This is a genomic window from Sphingobacterium faecium (assembly GCF_003054045.1).
GTDB classification, from domain to species: domain Bacteria; phylum Bacteroidota; class Bacteroidia; order Sphingobacteriales; family Sphingobacteriaceae; genus Sphingobacterium; species Sphingobacterium faecium.
The window spans coordinates 263,579-289,855 of sequence record NZ_QBKH01000005.1 but is presented as its reverse complement, the minus strand read 5'-3'; the positions used below and the strand labels follow the sequence as shown (position 1 = coordinate 289,855).

At 34.5% G+C, this 26,277-nt stretch carries 26 protein-coding genes; 9 read left to right on the top strand and 17 right to left on the bottom strand.

Features of this window, described 5'->3' with window-relative positions:
* The first annotated feature begins 7 nt into the window (after nt 1-7).
* Nucleotides 8-3,169 carry a SusC/RagA family TonB-linked outer membrane protein gene (locus C8N37_RS15405; RefSeq protein ID WP_108159725.1) on the top strand — a complete coding sequence of 1,054 codons (3,162 nt, stop codon included), beginning with the start codon at nt 8-10 and terminating at the stop codon, nt 3,167-3,169.
* A gap of 19 nt (nt 3,170-3,188) precedes the next feature.
* On the top strand, nt 3,189-4,697 hold the full coding sequence (locus C8N37_RS15400; protein WP_108159724.1) for a RagB/SusD family nutrient uptake outer membrane protein: 1,509 nt from the start codon (nt 3,189-3,191) through the stop codon (nt 4,695-4,697).
* A gap of 168 nt (nt 4,698-4,865) precedes the next feature.
* Here the strand turns inward: C8N37_RS15400 and C8N37_RS15395 are convergent, their stop codons facing one another.
* Nucleotides 4,866-5,144: a DUF4342 domain-containing protein gene (locus C8N37_RS15395; RefSeq protein ID WP_108159723.1), complete on the bottom strand. Its 279-nt coding sequence runs from the start codon at nt 5,142-5,144 to the stop codon at nt 4,866-4,868.
* Between the two features lie 182 nt (nt 5,145-5,326).
* Here C8N37_RS15395 and C8N37_RS15390 point away from each other — a divergent pair, with 182 nt between their 5' ends.
* Nucleotides 5,327-5,884 (top strand): GNAT family N-acetyltransferase, encoded by a 558-nt coding sequence (locus C8N37_RS15390; protein ID WP_108159722.1) that lies wholly within the window; start codon nt 5,327-5,329, stop codon nt 5,882-5,884.
* Nucleotides 5,885-5,953: 69 nt separating this feature from the next.
* Here C8N37_RS15390 and C8N37_RS15385 read toward each other — a convergent pair whose 3' ends face one another.
* Entirely contained in the window at nt 5,954-6,736 is a 783-nt protein-coding gene (locus tag C8N37_RS15385; RefSeq protein ID WP_244914441.1) for a helix-turn-helix domain-containing protein, read from the bottom strand.
* A 152-nt stretch (nt 6,737-6,888) separates the two neighbouring features.
* On the opposite strand from C8N37_RS15385, the gene C8N37_RS15380 reads away from it, so the two are divergent.
* The gene (locus C8N37_RS15380) at nt 6,889-7,455 is read left to right on the top strand and encodes a DapH/DapD/GlmU-related protein (RefSeq protein WP_186812847.1); all 567 of its coding nucleotides are present in this window, start codon (nt 6,889-6,891) and stop codon (nt 7,453-7,455) included.
* 62 nt (nt 7,456-7,517) lie between these two features.
* Nucleotides 7,518-7,991: a cyclophilin-like fold protein gene (locus C8N37_RS15375; protein WP_108159719.1), complete on the top strand. Its 474-nt coding sequence runs from the start codon at nt 7,518-7,520 to the stop codon at nt 7,989-7,991.
* Between the two features lie 357 nt (nt 7,992-8,348).
* Here the strand turns inward: C8N37_RS15375 and C8N37_RS15370 are convergent, their stop codons facing one another.
* The 7 genes from C8N37_RS15370 to C8N37_RS15340 form a co-directional block, all read right to left on the bottom strand.
* Entirely contained in the window at nt 8,349-9,485 is a 1,137-nt protein-coding gene (locus tag C8N37_RS15370) for a hypothetical protein (RefSeq protein ID WP_108159718.1), read from the bottom strand.
* A 292-nt stretch (nt 9,486-9,777) separates the two neighbouring features.
* Nucleotides 9,778-11,979 carry a TlpA family protein disulfide reductase gene (locus tag C8N37_RS15365; RefSeq protein ID WP_108159717.1) on the bottom strand — a complete coding sequence of 734 codons (2,202 nt, stop codon included), beginning with the start codon at nt 11,977-11,979 and terminating at the stop codon, nt 9,778-9,780.
* A gap of 265 nt (nt 11,980-12,244) precedes the next feature.
* Nucleotides 12,245-12,691 (bottom strand): DUF1572 family protein, encoded by a 447-nt coding sequence (locus C8N37_RS15360; protein WP_108159716.1) that lies wholly within the window; start codon nt 12,689-12,691, stop codon nt 12,245-12,247.
* 2 nt (nt 12,692-12,693) lie between these two features.
* A complete protein-coding gene (locus C8N37_RS15355; protein ID WP_108159715.1) occupies nt 12,694-12,936 on the bottom strand; it encodes a hypothetical protein in 243 nt (80 codons plus the stop codon).
* A gap of 92 nt (nt 12,937-13,028) precedes the next feature.
* Complete coding sequence (locus C8N37_RS15350) at nt 13,029-13,418, bottom strand: cupin domain-containing protein (protein WP_170114538.1); 390 nt, start codon at nt 13,416-13,418, stop codon at nt 13,029-13,031.
* A 1-nt stretch (nt 13,419) separates the two neighbouring features.
* A complete protein-coding gene (locus C8N37_RS15345) occupies nt 13,420-13,809 on the bottom strand; it encodes a tautomerase family protein (RefSeq protein ID WP_108159713.1) in 390 nt (129 codons plus the stop codon).
* Between the two features lie 43 nt (nt 13,810-13,852).
* On the bottom strand, nt 13,853-14,350 hold the full coding sequence (locus tag C8N37_RS15340) for a Crp/Fnr family transcriptional regulator (RefSeq protein WP_147051543.1): 498 nt from the start codon (nt 14,348-14,350) through the stop codon (nt 13,853-13,855).
* A gap of 311 nt (nt 14,351-14,661) precedes the next feature.
* Here C8N37_RS15340 and C8N37_RS15335 point away from each other — a divergent pair, with 311 nt between their 5' ends.
* The gene (locus C8N37_RS15335) at nt 14,662-15,420 is read left to right on the top strand and encodes a hypothetical protein (protein ID WP_108159711.1); all 759 of its coding nucleotides are present in this window, start codon (nt 14,662-14,664) and stop codon (nt 15,418-15,420) included.
* A gap of 540 nt (nt 15,421-15,960) precedes the next feature.
* Nucleotides 15,961-16,926: a serine hydrolase domain-containing protein gene (locus C8N37_RS15330; protein ID WP_170114537.1), complete on the top strand. Its 966-nt coding sequence runs from the start codon at nt 15,961-15,963 to the stop codon at nt 16,924-16,926.
* A gap of 309 nt (nt 16,927-17,235) precedes the next feature.
* Here C8N37_RS15330 and C8N37_RS15325 read toward each other — a convergent pair whose 3' ends face one another.
* Nucleotides 17,236-17,709: an ankyrin repeat domain-containing protein gene (locus C8N37_RS15325; protein ID WP_108159709.1), complete on the bottom strand. Its 474-nt coding sequence runs from the start codon at nt 17,707-17,709 to the stop codon at nt 17,236-17,238.
* A 459-nt stretch (nt 17,710-18,168) separates the two neighbouring features.
* On the opposite strand from C8N37_RS15325, the gene C8N37_RS15320 reads away from it, so the two are divergent.
* Entirely contained in the window at nt 18,169-18,636 is a 468-nt protein-coding gene (locus C8N37_RS15320; RefSeq protein ID WP_108159708.1) for a PA2169 family four-helix-bundle protein, read from the top strand.
* 314 nt (nt 18,637-18,950) lie between these two features.
* Here C8N37_RS15320 and C8N37_RS15315 read toward each other — a convergent pair whose 3' ends face one another.
* The 5 genes from C8N37_RS15315 to C8N37_RS15290 form a co-directional block, all read right to left on the bottom strand.
* Nucleotides 18,951-19,496, bottom strand: coding sequence for an HAD family hydrolase (locus C8N37_RS15315; RefSeq protein ID WP_108159707.1), 546 nt, complete (start codon nt 19,494-19,496; stop codon nt 18,951-18,953).
* Between the two features lie 29 nt (nt 19,497-19,525).
* A complete protein-coding gene (locus C8N37_RS15310) occupies nt 19,526-20,623 on the bottom strand; it encodes a serine hydrolase domain-containing protein (RefSeq protein ID WP_108159706.1) in 1,098 nt (365 codons plus the stop codon).
* 336 nt (nt 20,624-20,959) lie between these two features.
* Nucleotides 20,960-21,613 (bottom strand): DUF3885 domain-containing protein, encoded by a 654-nt coding sequence (locus C8N37_RS15300; protein ID WP_108159704.1) that lies wholly within the window; start codon nt 21,611-21,613, stop codon nt 20,960-20,962.
* A gap of 380 nt (nt 21,614-21,993) precedes the next feature.
* Nucleotides 21,994-22,389, bottom strand: coding sequence for a hypothetical protein (locus tag C8N37_RS15295; protein ID WP_108159703.1), 396 nt, complete (start codon nt 22,387-22,389; stop codon nt 21,994-21,996).
* A gap of 61 nt (nt 22,390-22,450) precedes the next feature.
* Nucleotides 22,451-23,227, bottom strand: coding sequence for a DUF4240 domain-containing protein (locus C8N37_RS15290; protein WP_108159702.1), 777 nt, complete (start codon nt 23,225-23,227; stop codon nt 22,451-22,453).
* A 333-nt stretch (nt 23,228-23,560) separates the two neighbouring features.
* On the opposite strand from C8N37_RS15290, the gene C8N37_RS15285 reads away from it, so the two are divergent.
* Nucleotides 23,561-24,010, top strand: coding sequence for a nuclear transport factor 2 family protein (locus tag C8N37_RS15285; protein ID WP_108159701.1), 450 nt, complete (start codon nt 23,561-23,563; stop codon nt 24,008-24,010).
* A 119-nt stretch (nt 24,011-24,129) separates the two neighbouring features.
* Here C8N37_RS15285 and C8N37_RS15280 read toward each other — a convergent pair whose 3' ends face one another.
* Entirely contained in the window at nt 24,130-25,554 is a 1,425-nt protein-coding gene (locus C8N37_RS15280; RefSeq protein WP_108159700.1) for a serine hydrolase, read from the bottom strand.
* Nucleotides 25,551-25,994, bottom strand: a complete 444-nt coding sequence (locus tag C8N37_RS15275; RefSeq protein WP_108159699.1) for a MarR family winged helix-turn-helix transcriptional regulator — start codon at nt 25,992-25,994, stop codon at nt 25,551-25,553. The genes C8N37_RS15280 and C8N37_RS15275 overlap by 4 nt, the downstream gene beginning before the upstream one ends.
* Nucleotides 25,995-26,277 lie beyond the last annotated feature (283 nt).

The following is a 26,277-nucleotide window of genomic DNA, read 5'->3' as shown; positions in this document are numbered from 1 at the left end:
AAAAATAATGAGAAAATCAACCCTATTTCATTTGCTTCTTTTGTTATCTGGGAGCGGCTCTATTGTACCGGCCTATGCACAGGAACAAACAAAATCAATCATAAATGCTGTTCTCAGTGGAGTAGTAGAAGATGCTACCACTGAAAAACCACTTTCTGGAGCCACTCTAAGTTTAAAGGATGTAACTCATCAAGTGACCACAGATAGGTTGGGAAAATTTCAATTTGTAACCGGACAAAAGTTACCCTTCACTGTCACGATTTCTTTTGTTGGATATACAAGTAAGACTTTGGTTATAGATCATTCTCCTGTGGTCATTAAACTTGAGCCCATTGAAAATACACTTGAAGAGACCGTAGTTGTTGGTTATACGACGACTAAAAGATCAAGTTATACCGGTTCCGTAGCAACAGTAAGCGGTAAAGAATTGGACAATCTGCAGATTACAACAATCGGAAAAGCACTACAAGGTACCGTGCCCGGACTACAATCTATCGCCGCTTCCGGACAACCTGGTAGTGATGCAGAATTGTTTGTTCGTGGAGTCGGTTCGGTGAATGCCTCAACAGCACCATTATATGTAGTAGACGGTATTCCTGGAGCTAATCCTAATAACCTTAACCCAAAAGATATCCTATCCATTTCTGTCTTAAAAGACGCAACAGCTAGCGCACTTTACGGATCAAGGGGAGCCAATGGTGTTATTGTAATTACAACCAAATCAGGCGAATTAAACAGCAGAACAGCAGTCAATTTTTCTGCAAATTATGGCTTTACCGGTAGAGCTGTAAAAGATTACGAATACCTCTCACAACAGGAATATTATGAATTGCAATGGGAAGCAATCCGTAACACGCAACTTGATCAAGGAAAATCGGCTACAGATGCAGCACAATATGCCACAGATTATCTAATTGACGGTGCATTTAAAGTCAATATTTTTGGCCCATCTTTTCCAAAACCTGTCGGTCTCGATGGAAAACTTGTCTCAGGAGCTACACCACTTTGGAATGACAACTGGGGAAAGGCGATTGCTCGTCAGGGCATAAGGCAGCAATACGATCTTAATCTGAGTGGTGGAGGGACAAGTACACGTTATTATCTATCAGCTGGCTACTTAAATGAGCAGGGCTGGATTCGTACGGCAGATTTCAAACGGTATAATTTTCGTACAAATATACAGTCAAAAGTGAATAGCTGGTTTGAAGTCGGTGGAAATGTCGCCTTGTCTTCTGGATTTCAGCGTGCGCCGACTCAGAGTGATAGCAATACAGGCAACTTTGCCAATTTCCAACGCTTAGTATCAGATTTATATCCAGTTTATCAACGGAATGCTGATGGCACTTATATTCTGGACGAGCAAGGTAATAAAATTTGGGATTATGGATTATGGCGTCCCACAACAGCAGCCAGCGGATCAAATATTTTAGGGAGTGCCGAAAATGCTATTTCTGGAAGCAACAATGAGTCTGTTTTGTTAGGAACAAATCTAAAATTAGCATTCACGGATTATTTATTTCTAAAGACCACAGCCAATGTCGACTATAGAAACAGTAGTTCACATTCCTATTCGCACTCCTATTACAGTACTGGAGTTTTAACAGATGGGGCTGGGTCGGCGAGCCGCAGTTCAAGTCGTACGCTAAACTATACGATCAATAGTTTTCTAAACTATGTGGCCACTTTTGGTAACAAACATCACATTAGCGCATTGGTAGGGCCAGAAGTGTATGTGGAAGGTGCATCTTCTTTGTCTGGCAGCCGTACGGGTTTTCAGGTCTTGGGTAAGACAGAACCATCGGCCGGAACGCTAAGTGGGGTGTTTAACGGAACCTCTTCCGATTATAAATTGGCGAGTTGGTTGGGACAAGTAAACTATGATTACCTTGATCGCTACCACTTTTCCAGCAGTTACCGTCGAGATGGATCATCAAGATTCAGCAAGCAATCACGTTGGGGCAATTTTTGGTCGGTAGGAGCAGCCTGGAATATTAAAAAAGAGACCTTCTTGAAAGAAGTGTCCAGCATCAATAATCTTAATTTGCGCGCCAGTTATGGTGCCCAGGGAAATGATCGTGTTGGCAATTATGCTTATGGCGGATTTTATTCCATCTACAATAGTTTGGACAATCTCGGACTGCTACCATCCGATCTACCTACACCAGATCTAAAATGGGAGACTAACCTTAATCTCAATATTGGAGCTGATATAGCCGTGTTTAATAATCGACTGATTGCACAGATTGATGTCTATGACAGGCAATCAAAAGATCTACTTTTTCAAAAGCCACTTTCACCATCTACTGGCTACAGTGGTATCGATGCTAATATTGGTTCACTCCGTAATCGAGGAATAGATGGGCAGATTACAGGTGTGCCTATTCGTAATAAAGATTTTAGATGGTCAATCACAGCAAACTTTGGTCATTATAAAAATAAAATTACCAAGTTACCACAGAAGGAAATCCTAACAGGGGCAATTGGACAGTATGGCAATACGAAGAAAATGATTGAAGGAGGTTCCATCTATGATTTTTATATTAAAGAATGGGCAGGCGTAGACCCAGAAAGCGGTAAAGCAAGCTGGTATAAAGATGTTAAAGATGCAGAGGGAAATGTGACTGGTCGTACAACAACTACAAATCAAAATGAAGCTTCCTTCTATTTTGAAGGTAGCTCGTTGCCAGATCTTTACGGAGGAATTAGCAATAGTTTTAATTACAAAGGTATTGACTTCTCATTTTTGCTATCCTACAGTCTCGGCGGTAAAATTTTTGATGGCGATCAACCGATGATTATGCATGTTGGTTCTGCACCTGGACGTAGCTGGTCTAAAGAAGCCCTTAATCGATGGACACCAGAAAATACGGACACCGATTTTCCAAGATTATCGTATGTAACTGACTCTTGGAACAGTATACCATCGACCCGATTCCTTCGTAGTGCAAGTTATGGAAGATTGAAAAATTTAAGTTTGAGCTATACTATTCCACGTACGCTTGTATCAAAATGGTCGCTTTCGGATGTTCGCATAAGATTTGTAGGAGAAAACTTGTTGACTTTCTATGGAACAAAGGGGTTAGATCCAGAACAAACGGTGAGTGGTGTTACCTATTATCGTTATCCTGCACAAAAATCATATGCTCTAGTTCTTAATGTTTCTTTCTAATCTATAAATCTGATTTATCATGAAATTTAAATTTAAATATATCACGATCATATTACCCATATTGGTACTTTCATCTTGTAGCGAGAGCTTTTTTGATACAGCGCCTGCGACGCAGATTACCACTCCAGAGGTATTTTCCTCCGAAAATAATATTGATGCCTTTATAAACGGATCTATTCGTTTTTTAATGGAGAATAGCACTTCTCAGGATAATCCTGGCCTTCCGACTATATTTTTGACACATGAAGTGATGGGAGAGGATGCTATAGCACGTGATGGTCGTTATGGTTTCAGAGATTCTTATCCGTACAAAGATCCATTTGATCATACTACCCGTAGAGCCCTATTCTTTTGGACTTTACAGTATAAATCAATCGATCACGCTAACAATCTTATCGCTAATCTGAACATTGATGACAGCAGCAAAGAAAGTTTAAAACATCTCAAGGGACAGGCGTACGCCTTGAGAGGTTTAAACTATCTTAATCTTGTTCGTCAATATCAGTTTACCTATTCCAAAGATCCTAATGCTAAAGCAATTCCGATTTATACGGATCCCACAACACCAACCACAGTACCAAAACCCCTTGCTACGGTAAAACAGGTATATGATCAAATTATATCCGACTTAAAAGAGGCAGAAAAGCTGTTGGCCGGTTTTAAACGTAAGGTCAAGAATAGGTTTGATCTTAATGTTGTCTATGGACTTTTAGCAAGGACCTATTTAACACAGGAAAGCTGGGAGCAAGCACGTGATTATGCGGCAAAAGCACGTGTGGGTTATCCTATTATGACAGCAGATCAATATAAAGAAGGATTTAATGATGTCAGCAATACAGAGTGGATATGGGGGCATCCACAGACAGCAACACAAAATCTAGGGGGAGCTTCTTTTTTAGCCTATATCGAAACCACTCCTTATGCCACGGATGCTAAAGGTGTCAATTTATACTTTGGTTATAACAGTATCATTCCCGATCCCAACTTTATCGGCTTATTTACCGAAGGAGATGTACGGAAATCGTTATTTGATATTGCGAAGCAGCCCGCCGAGGCAATTTATAGATCATATCGATACCGTAAATTTAGAAATAAGCACCCTAACCGCGATGGACATATTGTCTTAATGCGGTCTTCTGAACAATTACTTATTGAAGCAGAGAGTAGAGCTCGATTAGATGATGTAAAAGGTGCAATTGATCTCTTGAATGAATTAAGGGCAAAACGTGCCTTAAAAAATCTTGATGTTACCAACTTTGATAAATCGAAAACTGTGCAGGAGGTCTTATTGGAAAGACGGAAAGAATTATGGGGAGAAGGTTTCCGGTTATATGATATCTTGAGAACGCAGACTGCACCAGTACGGCGTGAAACAAATCAAACTTTTGTGGATGATGCCGGCAAAACAGTAGCTGTAATGGGACATTACATTCTTAAATTTCCTGATGGAACAAGTTTGGCTCCCAATAGCAAATATTTTTTATTTCCAATACCATTGAATGAATTAAACAACAACCCCAATCTATAAAACTAATTTGTTGTTTTCCTCAGCGTAGGAAAGTAGTAAATTCTATTTCTATCGTAATAAAAATAAAGCTAATCTAACCATTAGCTTTATTTTTTTTTCAGTATTATAAGCCAATTTTCATATCAGATTTGATGAAAGTTTGTTGTTCTTTGTTGACATTAATCCTAATTATTTCAACTCAATAATTTTATGGTTATTATTACTTTGTTTGATATCTTGTTGAATAGCAATAGTAAGATTTGAAAATAATGTTAGTACAACCAATACAATTAGGGCTAAAGGAAATATGATACCAATAACGATAGCCCATAGAAGTGAAATCTGCAAGTATACTTTCCCATCACTAGCGGAAACTTTAAGTTTAGAAGATTGTAAACAATCAAATGCTTTTTTAAAACCATTGGAGATTGTTTTGCTATTGATGTCGAAGATTGTTTTAGTTTTCATGATAAATATGTTTATGTGTTTGTTTATGATTCAAAAGTAACTCGATTTAGATTTAGAACTTATTGCTAATAGGTGTGTGAGGATAGAAAGTCGGTAAACCAGTACTTTATTACGGTTAGTGAGATTGTTGATATAGCTATGGATTAAAAAAAATAATAACTTTATAAAAATATAAACCCAAAATGCTGAATATAAATTTTTCAACTTTTCCTAATTTGGAAACAGAAAGACTTAAACTGAGACGTGCCGATTTACATGATATCAATGAACTATATGCGCTGCGGTCTGATACAGAAATAATGAAATATATTCCTCGTCCTGTAGCTACAACCCTAGATGAAATTTCAGAATTTATTAAATTAACTGATGAAAAAATTAACAGTAGTGAGCTGATTAATTGGGCTATTACCATAAAAGGTAATCCCAAAATGATCGGTACAATAGGTTATTATTATATTAAACCCGAGCATTATCGAGCAGAGATAGGTTATATGTTACTTCCCGAATTTCAAGGACGAGGTTATATCACACAAGCAATAGCAAAAGTAGTTAACTATGATTTTACGGAGATGAAACTGCACTCTATTGAAGCAGTCATAGACCCTGAAAATTTTGCTTCTGCCAAGGTATTAGAGAAATGCAATTTCAATAAGGAAGGACATTTAAAGGAAAGTGAGTTTTATAATGGAAAATTTATCGATACGGTTATTTATTCAAAATTAAATGAATCTGTACAGTAAAAATAATTTAAAATCGGTAGGAGCATACACATGACTACAAAAATCAAAAGAAGATAGTGTACAGCCATTTCATATCCGTTCCCTATATTCTTTTGGAGTAGTACCTAATAGTTTTTTTACATAGCGCGTAAAGAATGAACGGCTTGAAAAATTCATTTCATCCGCAATTTCAGAAATATTCAGATTTTTGTTTTTTAACAAAAGTATTATTCGTTCTTTCACATATCGCTGTATCCATTCTGAAGCCGTAATTCGGGTATTAACTTTGCAAATATAATTGAGATATTTGGGTGTGATACTCAGTTTATCGCTGTAAAAGCGAACTTCTCTCTCTGTCAGACCATGTTTCTGTATTAACTGGCTAAACCGTTCGTACAATGTCCCACTTTGCAAACTACGTTTTCGTCTGTCTAGTTCATCTTCAAAAATGTGCCACATTTCCAAAATGAAAAGTTGCATTTGGAGTTTCAGTACCTCTTCAAAGAAACGGTGGTTTTTTTCTTGGGATTGATCATACAACAACTGAAAATTTTTTAAGATTTTCTCTTTGTCTTTTTTATCCGGGTGCAAAATTGGATGTTGTCTAGCATGTATGTAGCTGTCTATACTCGCATTTGCACTCGGTAAATTCTGGGTCAATAAATTATTGTCCACCAAGAGGACCGTAGCTTTAAAATTCGTTGAGAAAGATAAATCCGAAACATCAAGACCTGCGAGCCAAAAGATAAATTCTCCCTTTTTACAACGAAATTGTTGATTATTGAACACAAATTGTATGGTTCCACTTTGACAATAAATATGCGTATGAAATCGTATCTGGAAATCTATTGGAAACCGGTCCGTTGATGCCATTTTATAAAGTATAACCTTTTGATTTTCTAGCATATCCGTTCAAATTAAGAAACTGTCATTAAAAATAGGTAATATTTGACATTATTTGCGAAGTAAATGTAATATAACACGCTTAAAATACCAGTAACTTTGTCATATAAATAAGTATAGCAATGGAAACAAAAGATATTTTTGAACGATTAAGGATAGGGGAGACCATTTTACCAAACGATCCTGAAGCATACAGAATGCGTGAAGAAGCTTTTATTACAAAGAAGCTTTTAGTTCAAATGAATAACACTGCAGAACCGGACGAAATCAGACAGCTGTTGAGTCAAGTAACAGGTTCGGAAATTGATGCAAGTGTTGTCGTCTTTACACCTTTGTATATCAATTACGGAAAGCATACTAAAATCGGGAAAAATGTATTCATCAACTTTGATTGTGTATTTCTCGATCTCGGCGGTATAACCATTGAGGACAACGTACAGCTAGCTCCAAAAGTGAGTTTGTTAACCGAGGGACATCCAACCTCCATTGCAGATCGACATTCCTTAATTCCGAAACCGATCCTCATCAAAAAAAATGCATGGATTGGTGCAAATGCCACCATTTTGCAAGGTGTAACGATTGGCGAAAATGCTGTTGTGGCGGCAGGTGCAGTTGTTTCAAAAGATGTACCTGACAATACCATCGTGGGCGGCATTCCGGCACGATTTATCAAAGATATTAATACCTAAATCACTCAACTCTGTCAGTAGATAAGTGATACCTCCATATTTTAAGTTTAGGACCTGATATTATGAAATTATTGATCACTCTCTTCGCGATTCTGGTTACTTTTTCTTGTTGCAGCGCGAGTTGCAGTAAAGATGGTAGCTCGACAGCAACCCAAAATAATGAAAACGGGAATAACAACATGTCAGCACCCCATATGAAAATTACCATTGGCAAAGCAGTCTTTACTGCAACTTTATACGACAATCCGAGTGCGCATGCATTCAAAGCAATGCTTCCAATGACTATTGATATGAACGAATTGAATGGTAATGAAAAATATGATGATTTATCCAATACGTTGCCAGCAAAGTCAACAGTTGGTGGCGATCTAAAAGCTGGTGATCTAGCCCTGTACGGAAACAAGGTGCTGGTACTTTTTTACAAAAATTTTCATACCTCATACAGTTATACAAAACTTGGATCTGTTGACCATCCTTCTGGACTAGCTGCCGCATTAGGTGCTGGAAATATAGTCGTCAAATTTGAAAAGAATTAAATTCAATCACGATCCCATGTCATTTGGACCAATTGACAGTTATCTGCAATTCGACACGTCATGATCTATCACAAAGCAAGCTAGGGGATTGTTATTTTCTGAACAGATAATGCTTTGGAGGTAGACGTTCAATAAGGAGATAATTCCAATCTTCCATTGATATGCGGTGACCAATACTAAAAGAATCGAGATTAACGTCATCTTACATTACTCTATCTGAATTGAATAGGCGAAAAATTCTTTTCGCCTATTCAGTTTGAATATGCTATACAGCAAAGGGCATTTGTTTGATCAACGTTTCGATACATGTCAATGTATTGGTGTCTGGGGTATAGGAAGCCGGCTCTAACGCGTATTTTAATGATCTTTTTTGCCTCTATTTTGAGCTTTAGTTAAAGTTGGAATATAAACCAAATAGTCATAACCTTTTATAATTCTTTCCAGCGTCAAATCCTCCACTTTAAGCTTCTTTTTAGAAATTGCTTGTTTCAAGGGTCTTAAATCAAAAGCATACCAATTGTCATCTTTTACCACGGTTAGGAAAGCTTTATATTGATCTAAATCAGCCAATGTTTCACCCTCTTCCTTTCCGATAATCATAATGTGTAATGACTTCCTGTAGTTTGCCTCTTCAATATTGGCCACCAGGTTTCCAAGATCGAAAATTTCCATTAAACTTTCTCCTTTAGGCATGTGATTAGCACCATATTTGAAAAGATTCTTTTTGTTTTTCCATTCAGGGAGTTTTTCAATCACCAAGTGTTTTATGTATTGAATTCTTAACCCATGAATTCGATTTAAATACAGTTCTTTGCTTAATTGGAGTGCTGCAAGCTGCTCTTTCTCGTTAGCTGATAAATTGAGCGTGCTCAATGCGCTCATTTTTGCCACAAAATCGTCAGAGAACAAATAGAATGTGCTGTTGTTTTTTGTATCATAAGCAGCAGAATTAGCGATCATCTGCTTATAAATTTCTTTTGCCTTGGTATTTTTGGATTGTTTAATCAATTCCGAAAAGAGTAATTGGTCTGAAAATAGACTAATTTGCTCAGCTCCATATATGTTGATGTTCTGATCAACGATGTTTTTGAATAAATCGAACTCAGTTTCACCTTTTAAAAAAGATAAAGCTGAACCTGATTCATCACGGAATTTATCCAATTCTGTAGGAGATAAGGATTTAATTTTTTTTGTTATGGTGTTGGTGGTATAGGGATCAATTTCCAGGATATAGTTGTCGAACTTGATATTATTGACAATCGCATTTGTGAAATAAGGGACCTCATTGGTGAAATGTGACTCGCCCAATAATACAGAATTGTTCTTGATGATTTCATCTTGAAGGGTATTCCATCCTTTGCCTTCGAAAGTGTTGTTATTGTTTTTTTTAAACGTAGAGTAGTTTTTTTGAATTATACTATCCATCAATGTGATTTGGGCATAACTGAAATTGGCAATAAATAAGGTTAGAATGAGTAGGTTGGTTTTCTTCATTTCTTTTTTTTAGAAAGATACAATAAATTGATAAATAAATTGAATTTATGGAAAGCAGTTTAAATATAATGGAAAATTATGAGTTAATGTTTTTAACCTTGATAACGATACTTATACCTCATAACCAGTTAGATCACTTTGTTTTAAATGATATCAAAAATAATATGGAAGAGCGAGTACATGATTATTAAAAATTTTTACACCATCATTTTCTCCTGAAATCGTTTCAATCCAATATCACTTAATAAATCCCTATATTTTTTATTTTCTTGGCTTGGGACACTTTAGTTGTTTAAAGCTTGCTTAATTCAGAGACCAAATTCTCCCAGTTGAATCCAAATTCCGTAGGAATCAATTTTCCTTCTGGTGTTATGATATATTTACTTGGATATCCGCGCACTTTATAGCTTTGTTCTACTTTAGAATCCGACATTAGAACCGGTATTTCGTAATTATTGTTTGATAAAAAACGTTGCACTTTTTCTTTTGTATCACTACAAGCTATGCTCATAAAGTTGATTTTGCTCAAATTATCCTCCTTTAGCCCTAGGTAATACTGATTTAATTTGGGCATTTCAGCGACACAAGGACCACACCAGGTACCCCAAAAATCGATAACGGTCCATTTTCCACTCAACTGCGCGGATGAGAACTCGTTACCCTGTATATCTTTTAACAAAAATGATGGCGCATCAGCAAGTTTGGAAACAATCTCTTTCTTGAAAAAATGACTGAAACTGCTCTCATCATAATTTTCACGATAAAAAGTTGATAAGCTTTTAAAACTACTTGCTGGATTATTCAGAAACTCCTGTATATAGTTTTGAAGAGCAATATCCTTCTTACCCTTCTTACTTAATAAAGCCATATAATCTTCATTATAGTTTTCTTTTGATTTCAAAAAAACGCGATCATAGAAACTTCCATGTTCCTTTTCAGCTGCACTTTTTGGAGAATAATAGGCCGCTTTTTCCAATAATAGGAGCGCCCCATCTTCTTGTTCTACCGGTGTCATTTCATAAGCCAGATAATACGCATATGCCAAATGAGCTTTTTGTAAGAACCGTTTCTTATTTGACTCGTCTTCATATAGAACACTAATTTTATCGATAATTTTCTGCATCGCCTGTATATCATATCCTGCATGTTCAGAAAGAAGCTTCTGGATCAAAAGAGCATATCGACCGGCATTACCTTGGTTCCAGTAAGCGTTATCCATGTTTAGGATTTCATTTTGGATTTGTTTAAGGCTATCTACATCCTTTATCTGCATTGCCGTGGCCCAGAGGTACATGGGTCTAGCCGCTACTCGCTCTCTTTCGCTAAGCTGATTGGCAATAAGTTGGGCCTTCTGCAAAGAGGCGCTGTCAAGAGATAAGATGTATTGACTTAGCGAATGTTGCAGATAATCGAAGAGTTGCACATCATTCAGGAGTGGGATGATTTCTTTAAAGTCATGGTCTGAGATATTATCGGATGTAACCCTGTTGCTGAGATGATAAGTACCGGCTAGTAATTTAGGTGATATAGATGATAATGCATCATCATATTGCTTATTCCGCAACTTTTGCAAATGGCCCAATTTATTTTTTACGTAATCTCGGTTGCCAGCATATTTTGCTTCGTATAGATCTATATAACGGTGTACTTTGAGACTATCCGCTTGATCTTTAGTATTTACTGCGTTGCTCCAATAGCTACCTGTTATGATCATATCATAATAATCATTTTCAATTACTGCTGCAGTATAGTTGCTAGCGCGCTGTATCGAGTTGGCAAATTGGCCGCTTGATTTTTTTCCATTTGCATCTAAAAATGAATAGTTAGATTTTCGAGATTCATCGATCACAAGGTGCGTTTTCGGATCAAAGCTCGTACTGCCTTCCAATGTCGAAGAGCTGTCGCTTTGCGAGTAATTGATAGCAATCACCGATTTATCTTGCTTTACCATATGATATATCATACCATTTTTTGTGATATCTGATGTCTTCAATGTACTTTCATCCAACGATGATATTTCTGCAAAATAGAGCGATTGCAGGAGGTTACTATACTCTGAAAATGTATTTTTTAAGGCATTTTCAATAACATCATCTTTTATTTCCCAGGCAGTAAGCTGTTTTTTTATTTCATCCTTCCATTTAAGTGTATCTATACTGACCACTCCTTTATCGACCGTAAATTGAAATGGTTTTTTCAAACCATAGATATTGGAAATTGCCGCAGTCGACGTCAAGAAATTCTCTCCTTTGTCCAAGTCTGCAGTAGAGAATATACGGTCGCCATTTTTGTTCTCAAAACCATATATGCGCAATTGCATAAGATCCCCTTGTTTGGACAACTTCTTCACCTTTTCTACTGCTAAATGATAGGTTTTTTCATCAGCATTTCGATTGTAACTGCTGTTTTGTTTGACAATATAATAAACGGTTGGTTTCTTTTGCGCCACAGAAACTTGTACATACAAACTGACCACTAAGAGTAGGTACTTCATCGGTTAATTGGTTAAATTACTCTAATATAGGAAATTTAATAGAGATAATTATGCTCCATGAAAATTTTATGTAATGCAGCAATTCTGATTATGGATGATTTATTTAAATATTAATTTGAATCACCTTATTGAAGTGCCGTGCATAAAATATGATGAAGCAACTAGTCGTAATTTCATCTTTTACATGATGGACGAAGTAGAAATGACCATATCTAATCCAAGTCGCTATAGCTCTATTTTTGGCAGTAGCCTGTTGTTCAAATTTTTATTTTTCAAGTAATCGTCTGTGATAATTTACTTGCCCAAGATGATAAGCCAAATGAGTGGTTAAGTGAACTAAAAAAAACTCAGTAGAAGTCTTATTGTCGAGTACCAAAATTGGGTATTCGGCTTCCAAAAGATTTTCATCAAAATGATCCAATGTTTGATTAATCATTTCTATAGTATTTTCAACCATTTGAATTAATTGTAGTCTTGGTATATCTTTTGATGAGAACTCTGACTCTCGATTTCTTAAATAACCTGTCTTGCCTAATTCTTTTCCGATGTATGTGTTTAAATTGCCGACCAAATGCAAACAAAGATTGCCTGCCGAATTATTTATTTGTCCATTAATTTTCCAAATATCAGCTTCACTTTTGTATTGTTTGACTTCAATGATCAATTTGTTTAAATCTCTGTTGAATAATGTTTTTAAGGTATTAATTAGCATAGTTATAAAATTAATCTTCTCTCTAAAATGGTTACTGCTTCCCCTAAAATACAAACTTTGTCTTGTAAAAGTGCAGTATTCATTATTCCTGACCTTTTATTTTTTACTCCAACAAACCGTAGTACCGCTCCCTTACCTATATGGTAAGTGCCTTCTTCTAAAATAATTTCTTTTTCCTCTAACAACAAGGGTTCATAATTTGAAAAATCAGCTTTTATCTCTGCTATAGAAAACAGCATATCCATATTTCAGCTTTCAAATGAATTTGATGGACATTAGGGTAATCATCTCAGAAGCCTTGATGTTCAAACACAATATAAGCATGATCTGCAATAATTTATAATTCCACAAAGTTGCGATCCGTTCCATTGTGACTTCTGGGTGCTATTGCTAAAATTTGCAGTACTTCGTCATGCTGATTGCTAATTTGATGTATTTGAAAGGGATGAACAGTAAATGAGTCTCCCTTTGCGACGTGCTGTGAACGTTTATCTACATGTTTTACTTCGCTATAAAATTTGGTCGTTATAATACCCTGACCTGATAGAATATAATAGATTTCTATATCCTCTTTATGATAATGAGCGGGGAGTGTCTGATCATAATGAAGTTGGATGATAAATAGAGCGGCATCTTCATTACCCGTAAGAAAAGCAACCTGTTTATTCATCACATGATCGACCTCCAGATTATCTAGAATCTGTAGTGCATTTTTAATCTCCAGCATATCAAATATGATTAAAAGTTTGAAGCTCTCCATTTCCAAAAGACCAGTTTTCCCGAGCATTTTCTAATAGCGTAATGATCACATCCTGCGGATCGATATGGGTATTTTGGCTGATCAGGTGTCCGACTTTTTGATAAAGTTTCTTTTTATGTTCGATATTTCTACCTGTTGCAGCAATAATCTGGACAAAAACAATATTTTCTGTATGTGCAATTCCCAAATAGGAGCTGGGAAATTTTAATTGATTTTTTGAGCGGCTCTCGATGATGTGGAAGTAATCCTCTTTTGGAATATTAAATTCTGCTATTAAAGCCTGATGAATGGCTTCTGAAATAGCGTTCTGGGTCTGTAAAGTACATTGTTCCGACAGTGAAATTCTTACTAATGGCATGGTTACGTCTTTTAATTGTCTTAGCAAATCTCAGACAATAAATTCAACTTTTATCTTGACGTATGTCAAGACTTTTTAGCCTTGAAAGCGTTTCGGGGCGAATTTTGAGATAAGATGCAATTAAATGTTGTGGAAAATCCTGTTCAATATTTTTACGAACGGAAATTAATTCCCAATACCTGTCTTTTGCATTTAATTTGATTAAAGATGTTTCTTTAAAACATTTGTTTATAAACAGCTGATCCGATATACTTTTAAACAGTTCTAACCACTGTTTATCCATGATCAGTTCATTATATTTTTCTCTCGAAATCACATGAATTACAGTGTCAGCATAAGCTTTAATAGAAGCAGGCGAAGGGATCTCCGTTAGAAAACTTCTATATGAAGTAACTATGCAATCTTTTGCATATAATTCGTTGACAATGATCTTGCAATCTGAATCTTCAAAATACGAATATAACGAGCCACTTTCAACAACTCCAATATGATCACAAATGAAATTTTCTTTCACAAAAAAATCATTTTTTCTAATCAGCATTTTTTCTCCTATCAGTTTTATTTTATTTAGAATTTCTTCCGTGATCATGCTGTAAATTTAGTAATTAAAACGTAATCGATGGTCCACCTTTCGAAGTAAATTGACTTTTTATCGTACTCATAACTAACATTCGTGGTTCAATTCCAAGTTTCATTTTTTTAGATACAACAGCAGCAATTGTTCATATCATTTTTGAGTTAAAAATACATGCCCCCACAGATAAGACCGATAACTGTACAGGTTCAACATATCAGTAATTTTTATTATTAGAATCATAAATAAGTGTATATTTAATGTTAAATCACACACACATGGATCGTTTAATTATCATATTTAGTTTTGTATTATTATTTTCCACAAGTACATTAAAAGCTGAGTCCTCTACTGAGCACAATCAATTTTCGCTGGTTGCTGATAGCCTTAGCAATAACATGAAAAAATTCATTATAAAAGCAGCTATTTCAGAGGGTTTAGATAAAAATGATATAAAAATTTCAATTGATAGTTGGGGTAATATTATTATTTCGGATAGGTGGTCCAAGAAAATCGAATATAAGCAAGACTATTATGGCAATCTGACAAGAGTGAGTGACAATGGCTCTAAAACCCTTATTAAGGAAGATTACTCTGGGAATATAGTGGTTAAAAGTGATCATTCCACTCGGACTACAGTAAGTAAAAATATGATGGGAAATTTAGAGATAAGTGATGAAAAAGGGAACCGTACGAGGTTGTCAAAAGATATGATGGGAAATTTAAAGATAAGTGACGACAAAGGGAACAGTACTACAGTATCAAAAGACATGATGGGTAATGTAAATATTCGTGACGACAAAGGAAATAGTAAAACAATAAAGACCGATATTTTAGGCAGGAAAACAATCTCAGATGATAAGGGTAATAGCATCTCTTTAAAAAAAGATATATTCGGCAATTATGATGCAAGTGACAGTAGTGGAAATAGGGCGACTATAAAGAAAGATATTTTTGGCAAGATAATAATTGATGATCCTAAAGGAATTTTAGGTAATGCTGGAATTCTGATTATGGATGACTTATTTAAAGATTAATTTGAATCACCCTATTGGAGCGCCATACATAAAATACGATGAAGCAATTAGTAGTGACTTCATTGAGATAGCTTTCAGTTGGAGATAGGCCTGACCAGGATATATAGAGTACTTCTACAAGATATGTGATCCAACATTACTGATTCAAACGTCTAGCTCATTCTTCCTGTAATTTACTTTTTAATGTACAAGTTGTATGGAATTGGTGAGTAAAAAGATAGTGGAATTCCATATCTATAATTAGCAATTGAATTAAATTGATAGATAAATATCACTTATGTTCATTATCTAATAGTAACCGTCCGATTTCGGACATGATGGATCGGCATAAGGTGCTCATTAATAGGTGATTGAAAATTTGGCAAATCTATTGTTATTTATCATGCAAAATAATAATCCGAAACAAGTATGAATGCTTTATATCCAATAGACTTGAAAACAAAAATGAAATATCTGATCATTTTTACTTTAACAATAGTATTCCATTACAAATCAATAGCACAAGATGATTCCCTAAAGTCCTTTATTAAATCTTATGTAATGAAGAATGGCTTTGACGGAACTATATTAGTTCAACAGGATTCCGCTATAATCTATCAGGAGAGCTTTGGTATAGCAGATCGCAGATTTAATATTCCAATTACAAGGGAAACTATTTACAATATTGCATCGATAACAAAAGCTTTTACAGCAGTCTTGATCCTTCAATTGGTAGAGGAGGGAAAGCTAGAGTTAAATAAGCCTTTCAAAACTTATTTGCCTGAATATCCAGATCAAGTAAGTTTAAAAGTTACTTTGCATCAGCTGCTTAACCATAATTCGGGAATTGTGCTCATTGATACAGTTTCAAGTGTAGATAACGCAATGAAATATGGTCTGGGTATATTTCAGATTCCGCATACTTTAGATCAGATTTTAAGAAGTTTTTGGGATAAACCTCTTGCAAATGAGCCGGGAACTAAGTTCAATTACAATAATGCGGATTACATTATTTTAGGTAAAATCATTGAAAAGATCTATCACAAAACTTATGAAGAGGTGCTGTATGAAAAGATATTAAGACCTTTGGATATGCACAATTCGGGCGTGATGCACGAAAAAGATATTATAAAAAATCTAGCGAGTACCTATTTTAAGGATAACAATTCAGCTATTTTCATCAATAGTATACCTATGTTTATAGAAAACTGGTATGCCGCTGGCGCCATGTATTGTTCACCTTTAGATCTACTGAAATTCTCGAACGCACTGTATGGGCTAAAATTAATAAATAAAATAAGTCTCGATTTAATGCTTACTCCCGGACTTGATAATTATGGTTATGGAGTATGGATTAACGGTCTGGGAGATGAAAGACGAATGGAAAGATATGGACAAATAATGGGTATTAACGCCGTGTGGATGAAATTTTTGAATAATTCCACTACGATTATTATTCTCAGCAATACGAATGTTGCTAATCTTGGTGAACTGGCGTTAAAAATCAAGATGAATGCCCCTAAGTAGACCATGATATTCAGAAAGCCGAATCCATATGTTTACCTGCTTAATAATTTGTTTATCAGCAAAACATCCAACATTTCTTGTCTATTTGTACTCTTGAAGCTGTTTTATTAATCCCATAATGAAATTAAAAGTTTACGCCATTAGCTGACATCATAAATAAAGTATGATAAAAACGAAACAGGAACCACTGCGAAATTTAACACTAAATTATCCATTAATGCAGAATAAGCATGGAATGAACGATTAGAATTACTGTTATAAAACTACCCGATCTTGCCGGGTAGTTTTATTTTAAAAGTGAATGAGCTTTTAATTTTGTAATATCGCTAATGCTGTTTCATTACCTTGTTGGGCAGCCAAATCAGCAACTGATAAACCTCTTGCGTCGAGTATAGTTTTATTAGCACCTCGCTCTAATAAAAGCTGCAGCATCTCGTTTCTACCAAACATAGCAGCAAACATGAGCGCTGTACCGCCACTTACATGTTGAAGATCTAGATTAGCTCCATTATTGATCAACAGTTCGGCAATATTCTTATAGCCTTTAAATGCAACTCCCATCAGTGCACTGTTTCCTCCGTTATCTTGTGCATTAATATGTGCGCCTGAGTTCAATAATAATTTTGCAGCTTCATATTGGTTATTATAACAGGCAATGATAAGTGGAGTATAACCTTTGTCATCCCTACTATTAAGATCTACTTTTTGGCGAATCAGTTCTTCTAGAACTTCCATGTTGCCTACCCGTGCGGCATGAATGATAATGTGCGCATCCTGTATCATATAATTTTTATTTAAGTCTATTCTTATATTTGAGTTTCACGTCCTATTTTCTTTATTCAATATCACTCCGTATCGAACATTCAATGGTCTCCTGGTAAGGCATTAATAATTTTAATAGCTTATATTTTGAACCGTTCTAGCTTCTTATGCCTATCTATCTGGGTTTTGCTATCGCAGGAAATACCTAATTCCTATGTATAGCAATAACAATTTAGATCATATTTAGTTGCTGTTAAAAATTAAATAATACCATTCTTACAATATATATCTTCATCAAGATGATCTCCTGATTTGGATCAATTATTTGGCATATCTTTTTATATAAAAAAGGAGTCATACTCTGTCCATGTAATTTATTACCAAATAGAGGTGTTAATACTTGAAATCAAAAAGAGAGTGAACTCCTATTCCGATGCGTTGTTATTCCTGTAGAAATATTTATAAAGTAACTCATGTATTATGGAAAATCACTTGAACAACCCAGAAATTATCAATGACCTGATAAAAATTAACAATGATCGAGTGGAAGGTTATAAAACTGCTTTAGATCTTTCACATACGCTAAGTTTAGATAGCTTACAGCAATTATTTGCAAAATATGTCTTGCAATCGCAGCATTTTATTGAAGAGCTGAAACCTTTTGTAGTTTTAGAAGGCGCTCAGCCAACTGATGCAACCATGTTAAGTGGTAAACTGTTTAGAATGTGGATGAGCGTAAAAGTAACCATTGCAGGTAATGACAGAAAAAGTTTATTAGAAAGTTGTGAAAAGGGAGAGGATGCGTTTAAGGAAACGTACAAAAAAATTCTGGAAGAGGATAATGATCAATTATCGGTCGAGGTGAAAAATATACTTTTAAAGCAGTTGGATAAGCAGCTGGAGGCACATGATGCTGTTAAAATGTTGCGTGACGAGGTATCGTTGTAAATAATGTATTATGAAAACCGAAACGGCAATCACCACAAAATTTAAAAATAAATCTATCGTCCGCTATTTCAGTGTAAAGGTTGAATGAACGATTAGCATTGCTGTCATAAAAATACCCGGTCTTTCCGGGTATTTTTATTTTAAAGTTTTCAGGAAAAAGCCGTGCTGGTTTTTCGACAACGCCTGTTTCTAGTAGTTTTCTAGTTCAGACTTGTTAAGGCTTTGGAATTTTTCAATAGACAATATATACTCAGATCGCTACGAAACCCCAAAAAAATAGAATTAGCGGAAACAGATAGAATTCTACCCTTTATTTATATAGACTTCACTTGTTCTCTCCAATATCTTTTATCAATTAGACGGACATTCTCAACATTCCTCAATTTCTCCAGGTAAGACGCTAATAAAAGTAGCTCATCATCATGCGGATCACCCGTGAATTCAGTTATTTGGATCGCATTGCCATAATTCAACATTGATTTTTCAGCGGTGTCGTCTATTATTAGCGTTCTCTCCAATAGAAATCCTTTTCGTTTAACTTTGGATAACCTTTTCACATAATGGTATTCATCAGTTAGACTCATTCGTTTTTTTGTCGTGCGTGATCTTCCCCAAATAAATTCAAAATTGACGGCTGACGGTTTTATTTTATTCACAAGCTGTTCTACGTAAACATCATCCGCAGAGCTCCAGATCGCAAGCTTGAAATTTTCTGCCAACTGCGATAAAAAATATTCTAAATCTGGACGAACATATACATAATATATTCCCGCAACAAAATCTTCCTTCTGAATAAGTCTATTTGTCGTCGCATACAGCAATGTTTCGTCCAAATCCAATACTAAAAGAATTTCCTTCATATCATCTATCCAACTTCATTTGTAAAATGCTACTTTTTGATTAATAATTTTTGAAATTCCTTTCCGATAAATGGATTAAGGATATGTTGAAATTCTTTTTGTAAGGTGAAAACAGTTATTGTAGCATCAGATTCAGGTGAATAAATAACATCTGTACCCCACCAACCGCCATGATAATAAGCTTGGAATCCCATATCAAAGTGATAAATTCCTAAACAGTATTTGGATTCATCCGATGGCAATACGTAGGTATGCATTGCTTCCAATAACTGTTTATTTTGAATGATCTTTCCTTCAAAAAGATATTGAAAAAAAAGTGCCGATTCTTTTGCTGTCGCAGCAATTCCTCCGCCACCGTAAAGATCCCATGAGGGATCAATATCGTATGAGTCCCATTTATACTTGCTGGCATATTGATGCGCCAGTGCCATCGTGTTTGATGGATATTTTTCAAGGTCAATGAACCACGTCTCCGTCAAGTTTAATTCTTTGTATCTTAGTAAATCACGTATCGCTGTATAAAATGGTTGATGCGTTTTTTGCTCGATAATTTCGGTTAAAAGTAAATAATTGATATCCGCATAACTAAATTTTTGACCTACTGTTTTGGGGTTGCCGATTTCAATTGATCTTTTGATCTGTTCCTCTTTTTTCCACTTATAGGTCGGATGTAAATTGACAAATTGAAAATAAGCTTCGTCGACATAATCCTGTATTCCGGATATATGTGACAATAGATGCTTTACCTTAATAGCATTCAAATCGTAACCATCTTTTTCCAATAGTCGACCTGTTTTGCCCGTCAATAATTTTTTAATCGGTTGATCGATCGTAATTTTTCCTTTTTCCACCAGTCTCAAAATTGCAGCAGCGACATAAGGTTTGGTATTACTCGCAATCAAAACAGGTTGTTGATCATCTAACAGTTTCTTTGTTTTGGTATCTGTGATACCTTTTGCGTAACTCCAAGAAATATTTTGTTTCGGAGCTTCGACATGGACAATAATTCCGATTGCATCTTTGTTTTTGTCGTAAATAGAATCTACCTTATTTTTGAACACTGTCAGTAATTGAGCAAAACTTATAAAAGGAATACAACACGTAGTTAATAATAGTATTTTTTTCATTAGTACTTTTTAATTTAAATAGGAGAGGGGTTTGCTTTTGCAGGATTTGCTAGGTATTGATCTATTTAATATCGAATAGATAGCTGTATCTATACATTTCTCGGTATAAAACTTATCTTCCCTAAACTGCCATTCCTTTGCGAAGCTACACTTTTCAAGCACTTTATTCTCACCAGCACAGTCTCTAAATGTATTTTGACCGACTTTAAAAATCTGTTCTTTATAAAGTATTACATTAGGTTTATTATTCATTTAATTATAGTTTGGAAAAACTAAATATAAGGTTTTCTTCATCAAGCAGATCTTTCCATGATTGGTAAAGTATTAATAGAAGTTCTATTGTGCAAATAGAGTCTCAATCTTTTCTCTGTCATAATTAAGTATCCATTCATTATATTTTTGATAGATTGGTATTAATGATTCTTTGTCAGCTGCTATTAGCTCAAGACCTCTGTCGTCATACATATGAAAGATAAGTTTCGTATCAATATTTATGAAATAGACCTCTTTATTTGTGAAAATTGAATTATCATCTAGTCTTGGTTTTCTTGAAGAAAAATCGTTATTTGCAATTGCTGTTAATATATTTTTATAAGATATTCTGTCTGTGGTAAGTTTAATAATAGCCATGTTTCTTACATCAAATCTATCTTGTGCTTCATAAAGCCGCAATCTTTTCGAATAAGTGATCTCAGTATGCAGCAGATTCTTAATTTGTTTGAATGTAAAGTTTGAAACTCTTATTTTCTGGCGTCTATATTTATAGTCCATATAAACTAAAAATATGTTGTCAGAATCATTAAATACATCTCTAAAAATTGTTGATCCACGTTTTGTTACTTCTTGAAAGTACTCTTCTGTATCGTTTTTGTCAATTTGTAGGTCAAATCGAAGTCCGAAATCCCAACTATATAACAAAGGTTTTTTAAGCCTGAGCTCTTTGAAATTGGTTCTTAAAAATTGCTTATATTCTTTTAATATTGTTGGCACCTTATCTTTTTTTTAATCTGATCGAATTATTAAATTTCAGTATTGCTTGAGTATCAGGTATAATTCATTACTTGTTTTTCATAACAATTTACCATCGAAGTCGATTTTATATATTCCATTTGAGAAGTCTGTCCATAGTATCCCGTCGTTTTCTATTCTGAATGCTTCACCGTCAAGAGATACAAATATATCAGCACCTTCAAATTGCCATATTATCTTTCCATTTTCAGCAAGCTTTGTCAATAGAGTTTCGCCATGAACAAGATAGTCGTCATTTTGTTTGAAAATGCTAGGTTGAGCTCTTGTGCTAATTCATCAATTGCCTTTCTAGTTGCACATCTGAATATTGGTTCCATTTATTATTTTTTTAATGCATGCTTTCACCAGATGTATTCTTCCGTATATGGCATGTTTTTAAGACTTTCAAAATCGCTTATTTTATAGGGTATCCTATTTTTTAGGTTCAATTCCCAGACTGATGCGTGCTTGGACCAAGGGTCAATTAAAAACTCGATCACATCATCATTTATAATGCGCATTTGGACAATTACACTTACCATGTCCAATTTAGTTATTTGATGATTTTCCCAAATTAAAAGATGATTACCTCCGATTATACATACTTTGTTTACGATCAATCCACAATATGGGTTTCCATAGATATCTCCAATGCATATAGCTGTATTTTCTCCTTTATTGAATAAAATTATATCCTCATCCATATAACCTAGCGTATATTCTGGAGATTCATCTAATATTTTCAGATCATTTATCATATTGCTTTAGGTCTTTCACTAATGACTAACCATTAACATGTTTGTGCCCTCTACCAATTTACTAATTACAATTTGAATTCCATTTTTCAACATTACTGAATGTTTCAAAAGATAATTTGGTTTCGATAAATTCTCCTTCTGTTTTTAATTTTTTGTTATATGCTTCATCTGCCAAATAAAGTAATGGTTCAAAATCCATTTCTTTTGGCATACTTGTCGGGTTTGTCAACACGTGATTAAAAAATTTTTTGCCATTAGCCACTACACAGCATCTTATATATAAAAAGTAGTCAGCTGAAAAGTGGTCATTTTCTCCTTTATATGAATCCGATCCAATATTTGATGCATAGATTAAACCATCAAGTTCATATAGTTTATTTGCTAAAATTTCTGCGAACTGTTTAATATCATCAACAGTCATAGAAATAAGTTTTTTGAGAGCGGGTTTCAGAACGGCGTCATCGTTCCCTAACTTACTCCAATTAAAACTTGAAATAATTTCCCAAAACACTTCTTCGTTCATTGGTCTGTATGCTGAAATTTGTTTTATGGGGATATTTATTAAGTCCGTAGTTTCTGAATATCCTTTGTTAATTTTCTCTTTTACAAGTTTTTCAATTTCTTTCGAACATTCTTCTTTTGTAGCAAATTCTTTTTCATTACTACGCCCGTCAGTACCAATCTTTCCCCATTTAACTATATATTTTTCGTCAATTTGTTCAGTAATCCAAAATTTATTTGAGTCTCCTGTTTGGTTTATAAAAATTCGTTTCATTTTCGGTTTACTAAATATATTATTTCCCTTTTCTGTTACCCGTCTTTTAGCGTTTACGCTCATTGTCGGGGGGAATTGTTTAAAGTAGTTCGTGTATTGTTTACCGGCACTCTGCTTGTGAATCTAATGTACAAAAAAGTTTAACCAATCCATCTCAACACTTACTAAACTAAAATCAAAAAAGTTAAAAAATGATTCACCTATCCATTTCCACCATTCACCGAGTTTTTAGTTGGTTTAGTCTAATTGCCATAGAGTAGGAATGATTTACACCCTACTTTTGAATCAACAAACAAATAGAACTGCAAAGCAGGCATCAGGGTTTGAGTTGGTGGATGTGGGGCTGATGCAACTTACAAATAGAAACAAAAACTAACAATATAATATAAAGACATCATGAAAACTTTAGCAAAAACATTCGCAGCAGCAGCCTTGATCGCAGTATCTACTTTCGCTATGGCAGCAGCAAAACCAGCAGGAGACAACTCTAAAAAAGCAACTGTCAACCTATCCACAGCAGATCTAGCCATTGACCATTACATATCCGTTATGACCGAAGGGCAGACAGCAGGAGTAGAGCAACTTTTTACATCCGACTTCAGTCAAAAAATACATGCATCAAACGATAAGACCAACAGCCGTTCAGAAGTTATTTCATTACTGAAAAAGCAAAAAGGCGAGCAGTTGAACTGTAAAACAAGTACCACAATCGTTGAGCAGTCCAGTGATTATATGCTAGCCAAAGTAACGATGCAGTTTGATGGATTTACCAAAATAGATCTGGTGACATTGGTCAATGATGGAGGCAACTGGAAGGTATCTCAATCCATCAACTCGTACAAGTAATTTACTGTTTAATCATATGTTTAGTAAAGGCCACTTCGTAAGATGTGGCTTTGTTTGTAATTATACTCAGACACGCTAGACAGCAGCACGCGATCACCATATAAATTATATTTAGGATTTTATTTTAGCAATTCTTTTAACTTTTCCTTTGCATTAGTGTTTTCTGTGTTTAATTCTAAACTTTTTTTATAATTTTCAATGGCTTTTTTAAGATGACCGTCCATCATATAAGCTTCACCTAAAGAGTCGTAAGCTTCATATGATTTTGGAAAAGATATAATTTCTAGAGAGAATAAATCTATGGCTTTTTTATAAAAGCCTCTTTTAATCATCTCATACCCTTTGGCATTCAGGTCGACTTCAGATAGTTCTAATTTTGATTCTTTTATCACTATTTTAGCTTCCTCAATACCCTTATTCAAACAGGTGTTGATTACTTTTTTTGTATAAAAATAAGTATCCAGCTTTGATGTTGGACCTGCAATTGTTTTTTCAATAAAAAAACGAGCATCTAAAAATCCTTGCTCCAGGTCTTTATTAGTTAATAGAATTACCGTATAATTTTGTTTCTCAAATATCCGCCATTCAGCACCAACACCAAAATGTCCGCCACTGTGTCCATATATTCCAGATCCTTTTGCTCCTGCAAACTGTATTCCGTATCCATAAGAACCATTTTCAGGTTCCTTTTTCATAAAATTTGTATACTCTTTATTTAGGAGCTTATTATTTTTAAATGCCAATGCAAATTTATACAAATCATGTACCGTGGTATAGCCACCTCCCGCAGAACTTCCCTTGACAGCACTCATAAAAAATGTTTTTTGTAATTGATTGGGATAAACATCTGATAGTGTATAGTTTTCAGCTTCATTTTCTATAATATGGTCAACATCAAAATTGCCCGTATTTTGCATCTCTGCTTTAGAGAAAATATGCTTTTTTATATAGTCTTCATAAGGTATTTTACTCACCGTTTCTATAATTCTACCAAGCACGATATAGTTTGTATTCCTGTAAGAGAATTCTTCATTAGGTTTAAATTCCAACGGTTCATCTTCATATAAATTGCTAAGGCTTTCTATTGTTCTAAATTTTTCTTTAGAAGTATTCAAAAACTTATCGGAATAAAAATAATCAGTCAGCCCACTTCTATGCATGAGTAATAATCTAACTGTGATGGAATCTCTTGCTATTTTATTTGGGTAATTTGGAAGAAATTTTCCAATAGGATCATCTAAAGATAATTTTCCATCTTGGATCAATTGAAATATAGCAACTGCTGTGAATGATTTTCGAATGGAAGCATAAGAAAACTTTGTGTCTATATTATTTTTGACTTTGTGGCCCAAATGAGCAAATCCATAAGATTTCTGCAATAAAATACGATCATTTTTAGCTATTAGAACGGCACCGCTAAAACCTTCTAAAGAATCCAGATAGGTAACGATTTCTCTTGCTTTAGTATCTTGAGAAAAAACGGTTTTATTATTTGTGCAAGAAAATATAATGGTGACCACTAGTAGTTGGATACATTTTTTCATTTACTATTTGATTTACAGTTTTGGGTAATTTTATTCAATATTTCAAATAATTGTTTTAATTCTTGTTCCGATAATGAGTTTAATGCAGTCTCTCTATTTTTCTTGATGACAGGGTTTAGTTTTTCAATGATTTCTTTACCACTTGCTGTGATTTTTAATTCCGATTTTCGTTTGTCAGCATCGTCAATAGTTTTTGTGAGATAGTTTTTGTTTATCATCAATTTGATTATTCGGGTCATTGATGCATAATCCTTAAAAACTAAATCGGCTATTTCAGATTGACTTTTGTCCTCTCTGTCAATGATAATTAAAATCAAAGCTTGGTCCACAGTAATCGTGGGCACTATGCTCGATATATTTTGTTGACATAATCTACGATAAGCTTTTATCGTTTCTTCAATAGAGTAGAGAACGGTACTAGTTGGGGTTTCGAATTTCATATTTATTTGACATATCAAACAAATATAATTATTTATTTGATATGTCAAATAAATATAAAGGGTAAGATAGGTAGTGTTGCCATGTAAATTTGAAAAGGGTAGGACTTATTACTTAAAATTAACCACAACGTTCTGCTGCTTGTAGACACAGATACGGCTAAAAACATGGCGCCATATGTATATATAATCTATTTCTTTCCCTTACGATTTATCCCATATAAATCAAAATTAAGCTCATTTAAATAGATAATATACCTATTAATGTAATTATATGTATCTAATA

Coding starts and splice junctions, on each gene's coding strand:
- C8N37_RS15325 (WP_108159709.1), bottom strand. CDS start 17,709: ATGATACAGGATGCGCACATTATCATTCATGCCGCACGGGTAGGCAAC.
- C8N37_RS15285 (WP_108159701.1), top strand. CDS start 23,561: ATGAAAACTTTAGCAAAAACATTCGCAGCAGCAGCCTTGATCGCAGTA.
- C8N37_RS15365 (WP_108159717.1), bottom strand. CDS start 11,979: ATGAAGTACCTACTCTTAGTGGTCAGTTTGTATGTACAAGTTTCTGTG.
- C8N37_RS15310 (WP_108159706.1), bottom strand. CDS start 20,623: ATGAAAAAAATACTATTATTAACTACGTGTTGTATTCCTTTTATAAGT.
- C8N37_RS15290 (WP_108159702.1), bottom strand. CDS start 23,227: ATGAGCGTAAACGCTAAAAGACGGGTAACAGAAAAGGGAAATAATATA.
- C8N37_RS15345 (WP_108159713.1), bottom strand. CDS start 13,809: ATGCCATTAGTAAGAATTTCACTGTCGGAACAATGTACTTTACAGACC.
- C8N37_RS15335 (WP_108159711.1), top strand. CDS start 14,662: ATGGATCGTTTAATTATCATATTTAGTTTTGTATTATTATTTTCCACA.
- C8N37_RS15340 (WP_147051543.1), bottom strand. CDS start 14,350: ATGCTGATTAGAAAAAATGATTTTTTTGTGAAAGAAAATTTCATTTGT.
- C8N37_RS15275 (WP_108159699.1), bottom strand. CDS start 25,994: ATGAAATTCGAAACCCCAACTAGTACCGTTCTCTACTCTATTGAAGAA.
- C8N37_RS15405 (WP_108159725.1), top strand. CDS start 8: ATGAGAAAATCAACCCTATTTCATTTGCTTCTTTTGTTATCTGGGAGC.
- C8N37_RS15315 (WP_108159707.1), bottom strand. CDS start 19,496: ATGAAGGAAATTCTTTTAGTATTGGATTTGGACGAAACATTGCTGTAT.
- C8N37_RS15375 (WP_108159719.1), top strand. CDS start 7,518: ATGAAATTATTGATCACTCTCTTCGCGATTCTGGTTACTTTTTCTTGT.
- C8N37_RS15360 (WP_108159716.1), bottom strand. CDS start 12,691: ATGCTAATTAATACCTTAAAAACATTATTCAACAGAGATTTAAACAAA.
- C8N37_RS15350 (WP_170114538.1), bottom strand. CDS start 13,418: ATGCTGGAGATTAAAAATGCACTACAGATTCTAGATAATCTGGAGGTC.
- C8N37_RS15395 (WP_108159723.1), bottom strand. CDS start 5,144: ATGAAAACTAAAACAATCTTCGACATCAATAGCAAAACAATCTCCAAT.
- C8N37_RS15320 (WP_108159708.1), top strand. CDS start 18,169: ATGGAAAATCACTTGAACAACCCAGAAATTATCAATGACCTGATAAAA.
- C8N37_RS15390 (WP_108159722.1), top strand. CDS start 5,327: ATGCTGAATATAAATTTTTCAACTTTTCCTAATTTGGAAACAGAAAGA.
- C8N37_RS15355 (WP_108159715.1), bottom strand. CDS start 12,936: ATGGATATGCTGTTTTCTATAGCAGAGATAAAAGCTGATTTTTCAAAT.
- C8N37_RS15330 (WP_170114537.1), top strand. CDS start 15,961: ATGAAGAATGGCTTTGACGGAACTATATTAGTTCAACAGGATTCCGCT.
- C8N37_RS15370 (WP_108159718.1), bottom strand. CDS start 9,485: ATGAAGAAAACCAACCTACTCATTCTAACCTTATTTATTGCCAATTTC.
- C8N37_RS15385 (WP_244914441.1), bottom strand. CDS start 6,736: ATGGCATCAACGGACCGGTTTCCAATAGATTTCCAGATACGATTTCAT.
- C8N37_RS15280 (WP_108159700.1), bottom strand. CDS start 25,554: ATGAAAAAATGTATCCAACTACTAGTGGTCACCATTATATTTTCTTGC.
- C8N37_RS15380 (WP_186812847.1), top strand. CDS start 6,889: ATGGAAACAAAAGATATTTTTGAACGATTAAGGATAGGGGAGACCATT.
- C8N37_RS15295 (WP_108159703.1), bottom strand. CDS start 22,389: ATGATAAATGATCTGAAAATATTAGATGAATCTCCAGAATATACGCTA.
- C8N37_RS15400 (WP_108159724.1), top strand. CDS start 3,189: ATGAAATTTAAATTTAAATATATCACGATCATATTACCCATATTGGTA.